This is a genomic window from Flavobacterium sp. IC2-16, assembly GCF_055521455.1.
In genome coordinates this window covers 319,205-338,083 of record NZ_CM145480.1, presented here as the reverse complement: position 1 = coordinate 338,083, position 18,879 = coordinate 319,205, and the positions used below count along the sequence as shown (strand labels likewise).

General features: G+C 42.8%; 3 protein-coding genes. 2 read left to right on the top strand and 1 reads right to left on the bottom strand.

Annotated features, from left to right (window positions below; all coding sequences use genetic code 11):
* Window positions 1–2: 2 nt before the first annotated feature.
* The gene (locus tag ACZ1JT_RS01490) at window positions 3–10,814 is read left to right on the top strand and encodes a T9SS type B sorting domain-containing protein (RefSeq protein ID WP_465094400.1); all 10,812 of its coding nucleotides are present in this window, start codon (window positions 3–5) and stop codon (window positions 10,812–10,814) included.
* A gap of 157 nt (window positions 10,815–10,971) precedes the next feature.
* Entirely contained in the window at window positions 10,972–17,373 is a 6,402-nt protein-coding gene (locus ACZ1JT_RS01485; RefSeq protein WP_465094399.1) for a T9SS type B sorting domain-containing protein, read from the top strand.
* A 243-nt stretch (window positions 17,374–17,616) separates the two neighbouring features.
* Here ACZ1JT_RS01485 and ACZ1JT_RS01480 read toward each other — a convergent pair whose 3' ends face one another.
* The gene (locus tag ACZ1JT_RS01480) at window positions 17,617–18,807 is read right to left on the bottom strand and encodes a pyridoxal phosphate-dependent aminotransferase (protein ID WP_465094398.1); all 1,191 of its coding nucleotides are present in this window, start codon (window positions 18,805–18,807) and stop codon (window positions 17,617–17,619) included.
* Window positions 18,808–18,879: the final 72 nt, after the last annotated feature.

Here is an 18,879-nt window from a genome sequence, read left to right as displayed (position 1 = left end):
GTATGAAAAAAAGATACTTTTTTTGGGTATTATTACTGGTCAGTTTTGGGTTGTATTCCCAAACTTATAACATGGCTAATGGAGCAAATGGAACAATATCAACATGTTCTGGTACTTTTAAAGATGGAGGAGGTAATTCGAATTACTCTAACAGTCAAAGTAGTACAATAACGTTTTGTCCTTCAACGCCTGGTGATAAAATTTCAGTAACTTTTAATTCTTTTTCTACTGAATCTATTGGTAGTACATGTTATGATTATTTAGAAGTTTGGCACGGAACAACCACAACTGGACCAGCAACTGATACTTTTTGTGGAACGTTAACAACTTTTACAGTTACATCAACGAGTCCTGGAGGATGTCTAACTTTTAGATTTACTTCAGATAGTTCTGTGACATATGCAGGTTGGAGTGCAACAATTGCTTGTATAACACCTTGTGTTCCACCAACAGCCGCCTTAACGGTTACTACGCCAGTAAATATTTGTCAGGGCACAGCTTTAAATCCTGGTAGTACAAATGTTGCTTTTAGTGGATCGGCATCAACAACTCCAGCTGGAAGTTTAGTGCGTTATGAGTGGGACTGGGGAGATGGAACTACTAGTGTTACAGCTACTGCAAATACATCTCATACATTTCCAACAACGGGTGGAATATATTTGGTAAGATTAAAGGTAAGAAACAATATAACAACATCCGATCCATTAGGGTGTCAGAGTACTAATTATGCTTCAAGGTTGATAAGGGTAACGCCAAGGCCTAGTTTTGCTGGTACATCGAGTACGCTCAATATAAATTGTGGGGACACGGCCACATTGAATGGAAGTGTTTTATCTCAAACTGTAAATCAAAATCCACCATCTGTAACTTCTGGGACTATTAATTTACCGGATGGATCAGGTGTAAGTTATACATCAGGATTAGATTTTTCTGGATTATTTCCTGCTAGTTCAACGGTTTCGTCCGGATGTTATCCTACATTATCATTTACTATTGAGCACTCATTTACTGCGGATTTGATTATAAAACTTATTTCTCCCACAGGTCAACAAGTTACAGTATTTGATGGTAATAATTTTACATTAGGACTTTTTGGAACCTGTGTTGATGCAGCTACCGATGGTGTTCCAGGATGTCCTGCAACGTATACAGTTGTGAATTCTGGTGGAGTAAACTGGTTTTCTGCCGGATCAACAACCACTACAACCGCTACATGTGCTGCATGGTCAGGCGCTTGTGAAGCCGGAACTTATGCTTTGCCGTTAACATATAATTCTGAGAATTCATTTGCCGCTTTAAATGGAGCAGATTTAAATGGAGTTTGGACACTAAGTATCACTGATGATCAATCGAGTGATGATGGAATTATAACCAGTTGGTCATTGGTTTTCCCTGCATCTTGTTATGGAGGTATAGATACGATTACTCCGGACTTATCAACAGCTGCTTGGACAGCTACAGGAGGTGCACCTGCAGTTCCAGTTCAGTCAACGACCAGTACTGTTGTTAATAATCCTGGTCCAGCAGCATGTCCTTCGGCAGGTGCTTGTGTTGGAAATCAATTAACAAATAATATTACAGTAGGACCTTTTAACACTGCAGGTTCTTATGTATATAATTTTACTGCAACTGATGAATATGGTTGTCAATATAGAACTAGCGCAACGGTTAATGTTTCAGCAGCTTGTCCAACTGCATCTATATCTTATGTAGGTTCGCCATTTTGTAGTACAAGTGGTGCTGTAAATGTGACTCTTACAGGTACGGGATCATATACTACAGGTGTTTTTAGTGCTCCAGCTGGACTTTCTATAAATCCAGTTACAGGACAAATTACTCCTTCGACTAGTACACCTGGTACATATACGGTAACATATACTATTGCACCTAATGCTTGTTGTGCTGTTTCGACAGTAGCGACAACTTCGGTTACAATTAGTACAGGCCCTACCGCAAGTGTAACTTCAACTTCTCCTGTATGTTCTGGAGGAAATGCAGTCTTTAATTTAACAGGAACTCCAAACGCAACTGTTACATATAATATTAATGGAGGTGCTTCAACTACAACTACTTTAAGTGGAGCTGGAACTGCTACAGTTACTATTCCATCAGTTGTAACCAACACTACTTTTAATGGTACTTTAGTGGCTACAGCAGGAACGCCTGTGCTTGCTTATGGATTATCTGCTTCTGGTGGAAACACACCTGCAAATGCTACTGGTACAATATCTGCTTCTGGTGCTGCTGCAAATGGAACAAACTGTGCTTTTGTTGATGGTACAACCACCACATTAACAATTACCTTGCCTAATACGGTACCTGCTGGAACGGTTATTACAATTAGTATTGCTAGAGATACAAATGCAGGGTCGGTTTCAATTTCAGATGGTACTGCTTCGATAGGGACTTTCAATGCTGGTCCAAATGATGTTCTTCAATATATAACTGTTACAACAACTGTTGCAACAAATACAATTGTAATTACTAGAACTGGAGGTATAGTTTGGGTTGATGGTGTAAGATATACATATACACCTCCTGGATGTAGTACAAGTTTGGCAATATCAAGTACTGTAGTTGTTACCCCACAAAACACGATAGCAGCAGGAACAAGCCAAACGGTTTGTATCAACACGGCTATTACCCCAATCACTTTGGCTACAACGGGCGCAACCGGAGCAACGTTCTCCGGCTTACCGGCAGGAGTAACAGGATCATGGGCAGCCAATACGGTAACCATCAGCGGTACACCAACAGCAAGTGGAACCTTCAACTATACGGTAACGACTACCGGCGGATGTCCACCGGCTACAACCACGGGAACCATTACGGTTACACCACAAAACACGATAGCAGCAGGCACAAGCCAAACGGTTTGTATCAACACGGCTATCACGCCAATCACATTGGCTACAACGGGTGCAACAGGAGCAACGTTCTCGGGCTTACCGGCAGGAGTAACAGGGTCATGGGCAGCCAATACGGTAACCATCAGTGGTACACCAACAGCAAGTGGAACCTTCAACTATACGGTAACGACTACCGGAGGATGTCCACCGGCTACTACAACGGGAACCATTACGGTTACACCACAAAACACGATAGCAGCAGGAACAAGCCAAACGGTTTGTATCAACACGGCTATCACGCCAATCACCTTGGCTACAACGGGTGCAACAGGAGCAACGTTCTCGGGCTTACCGGCAGGAGTAACAGGATCATGGGCAGCCAATACGGTAACCATCAGTGGTACACCAACAGCAAGCGGAACGTTCAACTATACGGTAACGACTACCGGCGGATGTCCACCGGCTACAACAACAGGAACCATTACGGTTACTCCACAAAACACGATAGCAGCAGGTACAAGCCAAACGGTTTGTATCAACACGGCTATTACCCCAATCACTTTGGCTACAACGGGTGCAACAGGAGCAACGTTCTCGGGCTTACCGGCAGGAGTAACAGGGTCATGGGCAGCCAATACGGTAACCATCAGTGGTACACCAACAGCAAGTGGAACCTTCAACTATACGGTAACGACTACCGGAGGATGTCCACCGGCTACTACAACGGGAACCATTACGGTTACACCACAAAACACGATAGCAGCAGGAACAAGCCAAACGGTTTGTATCAACACGGCTATCACGCCAATCACATTGGCTACAACGGGTGCAACAGGAGCAACGTTCTCGGGCTTACCGGCAGGAGTAACAGGGTCATGGGCAGCCAATACGGTAACCATCAGTGGTACACCAACAGCAAGTGGAACGTTCAACTATACGGTAACGACTACCGGCGGATGTCCACCGGCTACAACAACAGGAACCATTACGGTTACTCCACAAAACACGATAGCAGCAGGTACAAGCCAAACGGTTTGTATCAACACGGCTATTACCCCAATCACTTTGGCTACCACAGGAGCTACTGGAGCAACGTTCTCGGGCTTACCGGCAGGAGTAACAGGATCATGGGCAGCCAATACGGTAACCATCAGTGGTACACCAACAGCAAGTGGAACCTTTAACTATACGGTAACGACTACCGGCGGATGTCCACCGGCTACTACCACAGGAACTATTACGGTTAATTCCATGATTGTACCGGTAACAGGATTCAGTTATACCACACCAGTATGTTATGATGCTGCAAATCAAATGCCTGTTCCGGTTCCTGGGTTTACTACTGGAGGAACGTATACCTCTACAGTAGGATTAACATTGAATGGAACAACAGGAGAAATAACACCTAGTTCAAGTACACCGGGAACTTATACGGTTACTTACACTTATCCTGCATCGGCATGTGGTGCTTTAGGTAGTAGTACTTTCAATATTACTATTACCCCACAAAACACGATAGCAGCAGGTACAAGCCAAACGGTTTGTATCAACACGGCTATTACCCCAATCACTTTGGCTACAACGGGCGCTACAGGAGCAACGTTCTCGGGCTTACCGGCAGGCGTAACGGGATCATGGGCAGCCAATACGGTAACCATTAGCGGTACTCCAACAGCATCAGGTACATTCAACTATACGGTAACGACTACCGGCGGATGTCCACCGGCTACAACCACGGGAACCATTACGGTTACACCACAAAACACGATAGCAGCAGGCACAAGCCAAACGGTTTGTATCAATACGGCTATCACGCCAATCACTTTGGCTACAACGGGCGCAACCGGAGCAACGTTCTCCGGCTTACCGGCAGGAGTAACGGGATCATGGGCAGCCAATACGGTAACCATCAGTGGTACACCAACAGCAAGCGGAACGTTCAACTATACGGTAACGACTACCGGAGGATGTCCACCGGCTACTACAACGGGAACCATTACGGTTACTCCACAAAACACGATAGCAGCAGGAACAAGCCAAACGGTTTGTATCAACACGGCTATCACGCCAATCACCTTGGCTACAACGGGTGCAACCGGAGCAACGTTCTCGGGCTTACCGGCAGGTGTAACAGGATCATGGGCAGCCAATACGGTAACCATCAGTGGTACACCAACAGCAAGCGGAACGTTCAACTATACGGTAACGACTACCGGCGGATGTCCACCGGCTACAACAACGGGAACCATTACGGTTACCCCACAAAACACGATAGCAGCAGGAACAAGCCAAACGGTTTGTATCAACACGGCTATTACCCCAATCACTTTGGCTACCACAGGAGCTACTGGAGCAACGTTCTCGGGCTTACCGGCAGGTGTAACAGGATCATGGGCAGCCAATACGGTAACCATCAGTGGTACACCAACAGCAAGCGGAATCTTCAACTATACGGTAACGACTACCGGCGGATGTCCACCGGCTACAACCACAGGAACCATTACGGTTACTCCACAAAACACGATAGCAGCAGGTACAAGCCAAACGGTTTGTATCAATACGGCTATCACGCCAATCACTTTGGCTACAACTGGCGCAACAGGAGCAACGTTCTCGGGCTTACCGGCAGGAGTAACAGGATCATGGGCAGCCAATACGGTAACCATCAGTGGTACACCAACAGCAAGTGGAACCTTCAACTATACGGTAACGACTACCGGCGGATGTCCACCGGCTACAACCACGGGAACCATCACGGTTAATCCACTATCGGCTATTGCACTGACTTCGGCTGCAGCAACAACTTCTCAAACAGTGTGTCAAAATACAGCTATTACTACTATTACTTATAATGTTAGTAATGTTACTGGAGCTGCTGTTGTAGGATTACCTACGGGAGTAACAGGAAATTATTTAGGAGGCGTATTAACTATCAGCGGAACACCAACAGTAAGCGGTACGTTCAATTATACAGTAACCACTTCAGGTGGTTGTGCTCCGGACGCTACGGATACAGGTAATATTACTGTAAATCCTTCTATGACACCAGTCACAGATTTTAGTTATCCTACTCCAGTATGTATAAATGCTACTAATCCTACACCGACAGGAGTTGCAGGATTTACCACAGGAGGTACTTATTCTTCTACAGCAGGATTGGTTTTTGTTAGTGCTACTACAGGGGAGATTAATTTGTCAGCAAGCACAGCTGGTACTTATACGATTACGTATAGTTATCCTGCAACTACTTGTGGACCTGCAGGAAGTAGTACATTTAATATTACAATAATTCCATTACCGGCTATTACTTTAACATCTGCTGCAGCTACAACTAATCAAACAGTATGTATTAATAGTGCTATTACTAATATAACTTACAGTGTTACTGGAAGTGCAACTGGTGCAACTGTTACTGGTTTACCTGCTGGAGTTTCTGGTAATTATTCTGCAGGTGTATACACAATTAGTGGAACGCCAACTGCAAACGGTACATTCAACTATACAGTAACAACCTCTGGAGGTTGTGTACCTAATGCTACAGCTACCGGTACAATAACTGTAAGACCACAAAACACAATAGCAGCGGGAACAAGTCAAACGGTTTGTATCAACACGGCTATCACGCCAATCACATTGGCTACAACGGGCGCAACCGGAGCAACGTTCTCCGGCTTACCGGCAGGCGTAACGGGATCATGGGCGGCTAATACGGTAACCATCAGTGGAACACCAACAGCAAGTGGAACCTTCAACTATACGGTAACGACTACCGGAGGATGTCCACCGGCTACTACAACGGGAACCATTACGGTTACACCACAAAACACGATAGCAGCAGGAACAAGCCAAACGGTTTGTATCAACACGGCTATCACGACAATCACATTGGCTACAACGGGTGCAACAGGAGCAACGTTCTCGGGCTTACCGGCAGGAGTAACAGGGTCATGGGCAGCCAATACGGTAACCATCAGTGGTACACCAACAGCAAGCGGAACGTTCAACTATACGGTAACGACTACCGGCGGATGTCCACCGGCTACAACAACAGGAACCATTACGGTTACTCCACAAAACACGATAGCAGCAGGTACAAGCCAAACGGTTTGTATCAACACGGCTATTACCCCAATCACTTTGGCTACAACTGGCGCAACCGGAGCAACGTTCTCCGGCTTACCGGCAGGAGTAACAGGGTCATGGGCAGCCAATACGGTAACCATCAGTGGTACACCAACAGCAAGTGGAACCTTCAACTATACGGTAACGACTACCGGCGGATGTCCACCGGCTACTACAACGGGAACCATTACGGTTACACCACAAAACACGATAGCAGCAGGTACAAGCCAAACGGTTTGTATCAACACGGCTATCACGCCAATCACCTTGGCTACAACGGGTGCAACCGGAGCAACGTTCTCGGGCTTACCGGCAGGTGTAACAGGATCATGGGCAGCCAATACGGTAACCATCAGTGGTACACCAACAGCAAGCGGAACGTTCAACTATACGGTAACGACTACCGGCGGATGTCCACCGGCTACAACAACAGGAACCATTACGGTTACTCCACAAAACACGATAGCAGCGGGTACAAGCCAAACGGTTTGTATCAACACGGCTATTACCCCAATCACTTTGGCTACAACGGGCGCAACCGGAGCAACGTTCTCCGGCTTACCGGCAGGAGTAACAGGGTCATGGGCAGCCAATACGGTAACCATCAGTGGTACACCAACAGCAAGTGGAACGTTCAACTATACGGTAACGACTACCGGCGGATGTCCACCGGCTACAACCACGGGAACCATTACGGTTACACCACAAAACACGATAGCAGCAGGTACAAGCCAAACGGTTTGTATCAACACGGCTATTACCCCAATCACTTTGGCTACCACAGGAGCTACTGGAGCAACGTTCTCCGGCTTACCGGCAGGAGTAACAGGATCATGGGCAGCCAATACGGTAACCATCAGTGGTACACCAACAGCAAGCGGAACGTTCAACTATACGGTAACGACTACCGGCGGATGTCCACCGGCTACAACAACAGGAACCATTACGGTTACTCCACAAAACACGATAGCAGCAGGAACAAGCCAAACGGTTTGTATCAACACGGCTATTACCCCAATCACTTTGGCTACAACGGGTGCAACAGGAGCAACGTTCTCCGGCTTACCGGCAGGAGTAACGGGATCATGGGCAGCCAATACGGTAACCATCAGTGGTACACCAACAGCAAGCGGAACGTTCAACTATACGGTAACGACTACCGGAGGATGTCCACCGGCTACTACAACGGGAACCATTACGGTTACTCCACAAAACACGATAGCAGCAGGAACAAGCCAAACGGTTTGTATCAACACGGCTATCACGCCAATCACCTTGGCTACAACGGGTGCAACCGGAGCAACGTTCTCGGGCTTACCGGCAGGTGTAACAGGATCATGGGCAGCCAATACGGTAACCATCAGTGGTACACCAACAGCAAGCGGAACGTTCAACTATACGGTAACGACTACCGGAGGATGTCCACCGGCTACAACAACGGGAACCATTACGGTTACCCCACAAAACACGATAGCAGCAGGAACAAGCCAAACGGTTTGTATCAACACGGCTATTACCCCAATCACTTTGGCTACCACAGGAGCTACTGGAGCAACGTTCTCGGGCTTACCGGCAGGCGTAACGGGATCATGGGCAGCCAATACGGTAACCATCAGTGGTACACCAACAGCAAGTGGAACCTTCAACTATACGGTAACGACTACCGGCGGATGTCCACCGGCAACTACAACAGGAACCATTACGGTTACTGCTGTGCCTACGGCAGTTATCAATTATGCAGGTTCGCCATACTGTATGAGCTTGACTACAGGTCAGGCGGTTACCTTAACAGGAACAGCAGCGTATACAGGCGGAACTTACTCTTCAACAGCAGGATTGACAATAGACCCTGTAACAGGAGCTATTACGCCAAGTACGAGTACTGCTGGTTCTTATGTGGTGACCTATACTATCCCAGCGAGTGGAGGATGTGCAGCAGTACCAGTAACGGCATCTGTTGTTATTACAGCAGTTCCAACAGCTACCATCAGCTATTCATCAAGTTTATATTGTGTGGCGGTGTCATCACCTCAATCTGTTACGTTAAGTAGTGGAGTTGGAGCTTATACTGGAGGCGTGTATAGTGCGTCGCCTGCAGGATTAAGTATAAATCCTACAACTGGAGCTGTTACGCCAAGTGGAAGTATTCCAGGAACGTACACTGTAACCTATACTATTCCGGCAAGTGGAGGTTGTTCTTCAGTTCCGGTAACAACAAGTATTGAAATTGCTCCAAGACCAACAGTAATTCCACAAGTTACGACACCGGTTTGTGATGGAAGTACTTTGGATTTTGTTTTAGGAAGTAATATTTCAACAACTACTTTTACTTGGTCGGCAACGATGAGTAATATAAACGGAAGTTATCCTTCGAGTGGAACCGAAGCTAATATCAACGACGTTGTTCAGTTGGTAGATCCGATGGTTTCAGGTTCAATTACATATAGTATTTTACCAACGGCCAACAATTGTGATGGAGTTCCGGTTCAAGTTACTGTTATTGTAAATCCAATACCGGTTATTTCTACGGTTACTGTTGAGGACGATACTTTATGTACGGGAGAGACTGTTCATATAGAAGCCAATGCTTTACCGACAGGAACAACATTTACATGGCAGGTAATTAATGCTACTGATGTTCAAGTCCAAGGTGGAGCAACAAGTGGAACAAGTTCGGATGGACATATTGATTTAGTTTTGATTGCAACCAATGCAACTTCAGCAGGAACGATTCAGTTTGAGATTACTCCGATTAAAAATGGATGTACAGGATTACCTGTAGATACAGGAGTAATTACAGTTCATCCAGTACCAGGAACACCAATTCCTACGCCAATCTATGAGATTTGTAGTGGAGATTCTACCAATATTAGTGTAAATACATTCCCTGTTCTAACAGGAGCAGAGATTGAATGGGAGGTTGTTAATGTTCAGAATGTTACAGGATATTCTAACGGAACAGGAACTGTACCATATGTGATTGTACAACAGTTGTTCAATTCAACCAATCAGGTAGGTTATGTGACTTATCGAGTTAAATCGACTTTAAATGGATGTGAAGGAGCAAGTACTGATTATATTGTACGAGTGAATCCGCTTCCTATAGTTACTTTGAATGGCGGAACGATTTGTATTGATGCTAATGGAGTAGCCTTTACTTCAGTGGTGTTGAATACAGGATTGAGTAATACCGATTATTTATTCGACTGGACTTTGAATGGAAACCCAATTGTGGGAGGAAGCTCGGTGTTGGTTGATGAGACTGACGAGTTGGGTGAATACAGTGTTATAGTAACTAATATTCTAACCGGATGTACATCGGAGCCAGCAACGGCTACGGTAGTGGGTCACGATGTTGGAGTTAGCTTGAACTTGTTTACAAGTGAAGCTTTCTTAGATATGGGAACCATTACAGCTGTAGTTACCGGAGGAACAGGAGATTACTTGTACTCATTAGACGGTGGTGCATACCAAGAGTCAAATGTGTTTAACAATGTTTCTCCAGGACCGCATCAAGTACATGTAACGGATATTTACAACTGTACCAACTTAACACAGAATACATATTTGGTTAATTATCCACATTTCTTTACGCCAAACAATGACGGATATAACGATACATGGAACATTTGGGATTTACAAGATCAACCAAGTGCAGAGATTTATATCTTCGACCGTTATGGTAAGTTGTTAAAACAAATTACCCCGGCAGGAAACGGATGGGATGGAACACACAACGGACAACCGTTGCCATCAACCGATTACTGGTTCACGGTTAAGTTTATCGATCCGGCAACCAATGCGGAGAGAGTGTTTAAATCGCATTTCTCAATGAAACGTTAAATTTATAGTAGATAACAATGAAAAAGACCCCTTATTTAAGGGGTCTTTTTTTATTAATAACATTTTATTTGGTTTTTGTGTTATCAATAATTGAGTAAATGTTTAATTATTACTTTAATTAATATTAATTTTGTATTTTAAGATAAATTTATTTGTAATGAAGAATAATTACTTTTACGTATTGTTGTTGAGTTTACTTTCTTTAGGTTTGAATGCTCAAGCTCCAGCACCTATACGTGTTGTAACAAATTCCGCATCACCAATATGTAGCCCGGGTGATGCAACCAGTTTGTCATGTACATTCACACAAACATACCAAACAACAGGTTATAATGTAGCTTCAATTCCTTTTAATCCACCTTTTGGATATACTAATGGAGCTGCTACACAGCTAACAATAGATGATCAATGGACAGGGATAATAGACTTAAAAGGTTTGACACCTCAAGATTTTAACTTTTGTTTTTACGGGAATAGCTATGTAAAGTGTTTGGTATCTACAAACGGAGCTATAACTTTTAGTATAAGTGGCCTAGTAGCTGGAGGTTTATATAATCCTGGTGCATTTAGTACATGGGTTATGTCAGGACCAATACCGTATTCTGGACCATCAGGAAATGCACCCTTTAAAAATTCAATTAATGGCGTTTTTCAGGACACAAATCCCGCCGTTTCAAATGCTTTTGCAAACCCTAACATCAATTATTACACAACAGGAACGTACCCTAATCGTGTTTTTGTAGTTAATATTGCTGATGTTGCACAATATGGTTGTTCATCAGATCCTTCAGTAGGTGCTCAAACCGCTCAAATGATTTTGTATGAAGGAACTAATATTATTGACGTATATGTAAAACGTAGAGTCCCATGTATGTCCTGGACAAGTACAGCACCAGGGAATGGTTTAATTGGGGTCCAAAATGGTACAGGTACCGTAGGAACAGTTGCCCCTGGAAGAAACTGTGTTGCTTCAGGATCTGGGGGGGCTTGGATTGCTAATAATGAAGCATGGCGTTTTTCACCTAATGGTGCCGCTATTACTCCAACATTTGTTTGGAGAGACGATAGTAATGTAGTAGTTGGAACTGGACAAAATATAACGGTTAATCCAACACAAACTACAACCTATACAGTTACGGCAACGTATCCGAGTTGTAGTCCTTCAGTTAATTATGATGTTACAGATGATGTTACAGTCGATTTAATTGATATTCCTACAAATGTACCTCATGATTATACAGTGTGTGATGTAGGTCAGAACCCATATGTATTTGATTTTAGCGATAATACAGATTATATATTGAATGGATTAGATCCATCCTTGTATGTGCTTACCTATCATACTTCGCAATCTAGTGCAGAAGGTACTTACACAGATTTAATTACTAGTGATATTTCTAATTATCAAGTAGCAACGGTGCCACAAACTATTTGGGTAGCTGTTGAAGATTTAATTTGGGGTTGTATTCAAGTGCAATCATTTCAGTTGAACTCACAAAGTTGTCAGGTTTCCGATATGAGTATATGTGATATTGGGAATGATGGCAGTGAATCGTTTAATTTAACACTTCAGGATACACCAATTTTGAATGGTCAGCCTGCAACAGATTACACCATAACCTATCATACCACATTATCTAGTGCAGATGGAACAACTTTAAATAGTGATTTAATTCCTCCGGGAACTGCGCTTGGTCAGGATCAAAATTTTGTTAGTGCAGGACAAATAATCTATTATAGAAAAGTTAATAATTCAAATGCTTCGGATGTTCTTTTCGGAAGTTTTAATTTAATTTTACTTCCAACACCTATAATTAGTGGGACTACTTCTGTTTGTGAAAGTTTTACAACACAACTTTCAGGTAATGGAACACCTGCCTCAACATCACCTTGGACCTCTGATAATACTTCTATAGCGAGTGTAAGTGTAACTGGATTAGTTACAGGAGTTGCTTCGGGAACTGCAAATATTACATATACTAATTCAAATGGATGTCAAGACACTGTTTCAGTAACAGTAAATGCAGCACCAACAATCACAGGAACATTCTCAGCTTGTCAAGGAAACACGACGCAATTGTCAGGTTCAGGGACTCCCTCGTCTACTACACCTTGGTCTTCTAGTAATACGGGTGTAGCAACAGTTAATGCAACTGGATTAGTAACTGGAGTTACTTCAGGTACTTCAACGATAACATATACAGATAGTAATGGTTGTCAAACAACACAAGTAATAACAATTAATAGTTTGCCAACAATTACAGGTGTTGCACCAGTATGTATTGGACAAACAGTACAATTGAGTTCAGGGAATGCTGCAGCAGCCGTTAATCCTTGGGTGTCTTCAAATACTGGTGTGGCAACAGTTAGTGGAACTGGATTGGTAACTGGTGTTACTTCAGGTACTACAACGATAACATATACAGATGTAAATGGTTGTCAATCAAGCTCTAGTATTACTGTAAATGCAATACCTACTGTTACGGTTAATAGCCCAGTTGTTTGTGCTGGAGCTACAGCTACGGTTACTGCGACTCCAGGTATAGCTGGGACATATAATTATGTTTGGACAGTTCCTGCTGCTGCTACCAATCCAGGAAATGTTGCTAGTTTTACAACAACAACAGCTGGTAGCTATTCAGTAGTAATTACAAATACAACAACAAACTGTTCAAGTGCTAGCGCGTCAGGAACAGTTACTCATAACCCTTTACCAACTGTTTCTGTAAATAGTCCTTCTGCTTGTTCAGGGAATAGTGTAACAATGACTGCTACTCCAGGTACAGCTGGGACATATAATTATGTTTGGACAGTTCCAGCTGCAGCTACCAATCCTGGAAATGTTGCTAGTTTTTCAACAACTGTTGCTGGTACTTATAGTGTAGTGATTACTGATACTACAACTAATTGTAGTAGTGCAAGTGCTTCAGGAACCTTTACTGCAAACCCTGCTGGGGGAAGTATGAACTTACAATGTGGTGTATATAATTCTGCTGGACATGCTGGTGAATTATATGTTGATTGGTCGAATGTGCCAGGTATAACTACTTTTAATTATAGTTATTCAATCAATGGAGGTCCAACAATTACAGGTAGTCAAAACAGTCCAAGTTCAATATATATTTTAACTAATGGTCAACCAATAACATTTACATTGTCTGGAGTTGGTAGTGTTTGTGTTGCTGATGAAACAATTACATGTGGTTGTCCAAATCCAGTTATTAATAATAATACTAATCAAACTATTTGTTCTGGCCAAAATGTTGGACAATACAATTTTACAACAACTGATGCATATGATTCTGTAAGTTGGACTAACAGTAATCCAGCTATTGGATTACCGGCTAGTGGAACAACAATGTTTTTGCCTGCATTTGTTGCGCCTGCAGTTGCAACACCTACCGTTGCTACAATTACAGTTAATTTAACAAAATCGGGATGTGAAGGTTCTTCAAGAACATTTACAATTACAATTAATCCACAAAACACGATAGCAGCGGGTACAAGCCAAACGGTTTGTATCAACACGGCTATCACGCCAATCACGTTGGCTACTACGGGCGCAACAGGAGCAACGTTCTCCGGCTTACCGGCAGGCGTAACGGGATCATGGGCAGCCAATACGGTAACCATCAGTGGTACACCAACAGCAAGTGGAACGTTCAACTATACGGTAACGACTACCGGCGGATGTCCACCGGCTACAACCACGGGAACCATTACGGTTACACCACAAAACACGATAGCAGCAGGCACAAGCCAAACGGTTTGTATCAATACGGCTATCACGCCAATCACGTTGGCTACAACGGGTGCAACAGGAGCAACGTTCTCGGGCTTACCGGCAGGAGTAACGGGATCATGGGCAGCCAATACGGTAACCATTAGTGGTACACCAACAGCAAGTGGAACCTTCAACTATACGGTAACGACTACCGGCGGATGTCCACCGGCTACTACAACGGGAACCATTACGGTTACACCACAAAACACGATAGCAGCAGGCACAAGCCAAACGGTTTGTATCAATACGGCTATCACACCAATCACATTGGCTACAACGGGTGCAACAGGAGCAACGTTCTCGGGCTTACCGGCAGGAGTAACGGGATCATGGGCAGCCAATACGGTAACAATCAGTGGTACACCAACAGCAAGCGGAACCTTCAACTATACGGTAACGACTACCGGCGGATGTCCACCAGCTACAACCACGGGAACCATTACGGTTACTCCACAAAACACGATAGCAGCAGGTACAAGCCAAACGGTTTGTATCAATACGGCTATTACGCCAATCACGTTGGCTACAACGGGTGCAACAGGAGCAACGTTCTCCGGCTTACCGGCAGGCGTAACGGGATCATGGGCAGCCAATACGGTAACCATCAGTGGTACACCAACAGCAAGCGGAACCTTCAACTATACGGTAACGACTACCGGCGGATGTCCACCGGCAGTAACAACGGGAACCATTACGGTTACACCACAAAACACGATAGCAGCAGGAACAAGCCAAACGGTTTGTATCAACACGGCTATCACGCCAATCAGGTTGGCTACAACTGGCGCAACAGGAGCAACGTTCTCCGGCTTACCGGCAGGAGTAACGGGATCATGGGCAGCCAATATGGTAACCATTAGCGGTACACCAACAGCAAGTGGAACCTTCAACTATACGGTAACGACTACCGGAGGTTGTCCAACAGCTATTACTAATGGTGTTATAACTGTTAATCCAATTGTAACTCCAACATTTAATTTTGCTACAACATATTGTTCTGGTGTATCTCCATCTCCACTAGCAACAACTTCTTTGGAAGGAATTGTAGGAACATGGTCGCCGGCATTTAGTAATACAACAACTGGTACATATACTTTTACACCAAATGCTGGACAATGTGCTACGACACCGCCTCCTGTGACTATTCAGATAATCCAAGGAGCTTCGTTTACTATGACTAATTCAAGCCCAACCATTTGTGATGGATCATCAGTTAATATTGCCTTATCGAGTACGGTTCCAGGAACTACATTCTCTTGGCATGCTTCATCAAGTAATATTTCTGGGTCTTATCCTACGGATGGAGATGAAACAACTATTAATCAGTCTGTTCAGTTGATAGATCCTTTAGTAAGCGGAAGTATAACTTATATTATTACATCTAATTCTATTAATGGTTGTCCAGGAGAACAAAAAACAACAACAGTAATTATAAATCCTGTTCCGGTTATTTCTACGGTTACTGTAGAGGATGACACTTTGTGTACTGGAGAAACTGTTCATATAGAAGTTAACGCATTACCAACAGGGACTGTATTTAACTGGCAAGTAATTAATGCTACTGATGCTCAGGTTCAAGGAGGAGCAACAAGCGGAACAAGCACAAATGGACATATTGATTTAGTTTTGATTGCAACTAGTGCTACTTCAGTAGGAACAATTCAGTTTGAAATTACTCCAGTTAAAAATGGATGTACAGGTGCAACTCAACAAACTGGTGTAATCACTGTTAATCCAATACCGGGGAAACCAATTCCAACACCTATTTATCAAATTTGTAGTGGAGAATCTACTAATATTTCAATCAACTTGCCTCCAACATCAATAGCTGGTGCAGACATTGAATGGGAAGTGGTTAATGTTCAGAATGTTACAGGATATTCTAACGGAACTGGAACAGTACCATATACTATTGTTCAGCAGCTATTTAACTCTACAGGTCAGATAGGTTATGTGACTTATCGAGTTAAATCGACTTTAAATGGATGTGATGGAGCAAGTACTGATTATATTGTACGAGTTGACCCAGCTCCTGTAGTTACTTTGAATGGCGGAACGATTTGTATTGATGCTAATGGTGTAGCCTTTACTTCTGTGGTGTTAAATACAGGTTTAAGTAGCTCTAATTATTTATTCGACTGGACTTTGAACGGAAACCCAATTGTTGGAGGAAGTTCGGTGTTGGTTGATGAGACTGACGAGTTGGGTGAATACAGTGTAATAGTAACTAATATTACAACAGGATGTACATCGGAACCAGCAACGGCTACGGTAGTAGGTCATGATGTTGGAGTTAGTTTGAACTTGATTACAAGCGAGGCTTTCTTAGATATGGGAACCATTACAGCTGTAGTTACCGGAGGAACAGGAGATTACTTGTACTCATTAGACGGTGGTGCATACCAAGAGTCGAATGTATTTAGCAATGTATCTCCAGGATCTCATCAAGTACATGTAACGGATATTTACAACTGTACCAACTTAACACAGAACACGTATTTAATTAGTTATCCTCATTTCTTTACACCAAATAATGACGGTTATAACGATACATGGAACATTTGGGATTTACAAGATCAACCAAGTGCTGAGATTTATATCTTCGATCGTTATGGTAAATTGATAAAACAAATTACCCCGGCAGGAAACGGATGGGATGGAACTCGTAATGGTCAACTATTGCCATCAACCGATTACTGGTTCACGGTTAAGTTTATCGATCCGGCAACCAATGCGGAGAGAGTGTTTAAATCGCATTTCTCAATGAAGCGATAATATAATTATACAAATAAAAACGCCACCTCACTGAGTGGCGTTTTTATTTGTTATAAAGTTTGATAAAATACAATACGATTATATAGCCCTGATGGGAGCGGCATCCTTTTTACTGTGCTAGGGATTTTCGAATTGGCAGTAAAAAGATATAGCAGACAGCAGGAAACATATTTTGTTTTGAAAACTTAGGTTCTTGCTTTGAATAAAAAAGCCTCCAGTTATATGCTGAAGGCCTTGTTTATTTTAGTTGTTATAAACACTGAGTGCTTCTTTAAGTATTTGTACCGATTTAATTAAATCTTCTTTTTTCAATACATAAGCAATTCGAACTTCGTCTAAACCAACTCCAGGAGTAGAATAGAATCCGGCAGCTGGAGCCACCATTACTGTTTCACCTTGAAAGTTGTATGATTCTAAAAGCCATTGTGCAAAATCATCGGCGTTTTTAACTGGTAATTTGGCAATGCAGTAAAAAGCACCTTTTGGTGTAGCTACTGTAACACCTTCAATTTTGTTTAATTCGGCAATTAACGTATCGCGACGATCTTTGTATTCTGTGATAACATCGTCAAAATAAGATTGAGGTGTATCTAAAGCAGCTTCACTGGCAATTTGAGCATAAGTTGGCGGGCTTAAACGGGCTTGTGCAAATTTCATAGCGGTAGCCATTACTTCTTTGTTTTTAGAAACAATACAACCAATACGAGCCCCACACATACTATAGCGTTTCGAAACGGAATCAATCATAATAGCATGGTCTTCTAAACCCTCAACATTCATCACAGAATGGTGTGTATAACCATCGTAAGCAAATTCACGATATACTTCATCGGCAATTAAAAATAAATCGTGTTTTTTTACCAATTCGGCTAGTTGAAGAATTTCTTCTTTCGAATACAAATAACCTGTTGGATTTCCAGGATTACAGATTAATATTGCTTTGGTTCTTGGAGTTATTAATTTTTCAAAATCAGCAATAGGTGGTAATGCAAAACCTGTTTCGATTCCAGAAATTACAGGCACCACTTTTACTCCCGAAGCAGTAGAGAAACCGTTGTAGTTTGCATAAAAAGGTTCAGGTATAATTATTTCGTCACCAGCATCCATAGTACTTCCCATAGCGAAAAGTAAAGCTTCCGATCCACCAGTGGTGATTATAATATCTGAAGCATCAATGGGAAGTCCGTGTTTTTGATAATAAGCAGACAGTTTGTTTCTGTAGCTTTCAAAACCGGCAGAATGACTGTATTCTAAAACTGAAATATCAGCATTCTTAACGGCATTAAGAGCCACATCTGGAGTTTTGATATCGGGTTGACCAATATTTAAATGATATACTTTATGGCCTTTTTTCTTGGCCATTTCAGAATACGGAACCAGCTTTCTTATAGGTGATTCCGGCATTTGTTTTCCTTTATTAGAAACTTTTGGCATAGCTTATTTTTTTGTCTTGCAAATTTGCGATTATTTTTAAAAATATGATAAAATGAAATGTTATAAATTTTT